Origin of the sequence: Colwellia sp. BRX8-7 (assembly GCF_014077275.1) — a bacterium.
Lineage (GTDB): Bacteria > Pseudomonadota > Gammaproteobacteria > Enterobacterales > Alteromonadaceae > Colwellia_A.
This window is the reverse complement of record NZ_JACGVP010000064.1, coordinates 1-1,477: the sequence shown is the minus strand read 5'-3', so window position 1 is coordinate 1,477 and position 1,477 is coordinate 1. Positions and strand designations below refer to the sequence as shown.

The following is a 1,477-nucleotide window of genomic DNA, read 5'->3' as shown; positions in this document are numbered from 1 at the left end:
TAATCATTTTTTGTTATTGTTTATCAATTAAAGTTTGGTGGCGAAGTGGTGCGGTGTTTATTGTTTCTCACTTCCATCAATTAACTATTTATGTGTATGTTGGTTTAAGTGTTCTTAATTAACGCTTCTGCTAACAAGCAATTCAAACGGACAAATAACAGTTGGCTGTCGTTCGTTCCTCACTATTTTAGCCAACTATTATTTGCCGTTTAATATGGGCGTTATAAGTAAATCCGACAGGGAGTTGTATTATGTCCAAAGAACTTGAGTTAAACTTTAAAAGGCTTAGAAGGAGCGTGATTTTCTTTGCTAATGGCATTTTTGTGCTGTTTTATATTTTTGGTCATTTTGTGTTCACAGATACGCCACGCGCAAGCCATATTTTCCTATCAGGTAGTGCTTTTTATATTTTTTCCTATTGTGTCCTTTTTACAGGGATTATATTTATTTTTAACCGGTTCGAGATATTTTTAAGTAAAACCATGGTTTAGTTTGGTACCAATTACTTATAACAAGAACTTCAAACGGAAAAAATACAGTTGGCTGTTTTCACTCCGTTCAACATTTTAGCCAACTATATTTTTCCGCTTAAGTAGGCGTTAGGTTACTTATGAGAGTTTTGTGTTTATTTTTAGCTCTAGTGCTTTTTGATGTTTGTGGTAAAACTATCACAATCAGACCAAACTCACCTGAGGGTTCTATAGCATTTTACGATTTCAATCCAACTACAGAACTAGAAAAGAAAGCATATTTATCTACTAAGGAATACTTGGTTAATAATAACAAGAAAAGTAACTTTTATATTATTAAACATGGTTTGGATGTAAGCACAGGGTTGTATAGTTTTAAACTTCAAGACCCTTCAAGTTTTGGTAATAGCAATAAATTGATTCTTAATAAGTCTTACAATAATTCAACTGCTTATTATGATGCTAAATCCAATTCAATCGTAAAGTTTGTTCGGTGGAAAAAGTAACCTAACAAGGCATTAAAGCAGGACTAAAAACAGCGGGCTGTTCGCTCCGCTCCATTTTAGCCCACTATTTTTAGCCTCTTAATGGGGCGTTATATGTCGCCACTGTTCATAAAATTATGTTTTGTAACTTGGGCATTTAATTTATTAGTTTGTGCTTGTTTCCGTTCTTTTTTGTGGTAGCTTTAGTGGCATAAATTAGTTTGTATTCTTGGTTGTAGAGTTTTCGCCTAACTTGTTTTGTGGAAATAATTAGCCAAAGTGTAAAAGGCTCAAATTCACGGTTTGGTGGCAAGCGGCGAAAGGTTTTTTAAATTTACTCATTCCACTCCATAACCAATTATGTTTTTGGTGACTTAATAGTTTGCCTTGTAAGTCACATATAACAACACGCCCTGAGGTGGACAACTAGTAAAATTTAGCTATTTATTGCAAATTTTAACAGTGGCGATCCTCTTCGTTTTAATGCTTCTAAATATTTTGATTCGTTGTAGGGCGTCTTCG

The 1,477-nt window shown here is 33.9% G+C and carries 1 protein-coding gene; it reads left to right on the top strand.

Annotated elements, in window-relative coordinates; all coding sequences use genetic code 11:
• The first annotated feature begins 610 nt into the window (after positions 1 to 610).
• Complete coding sequence (locus tag H4J57_RS19415) at positions 611 to 976, top strand: hypothetical protein (protein WP_182243979.1); 366 nt, start codon at positions 611 to 613, stop codon at positions 974 to 976.
• Positions 977 to 1,477: the final 501 nt, after the last annotated feature.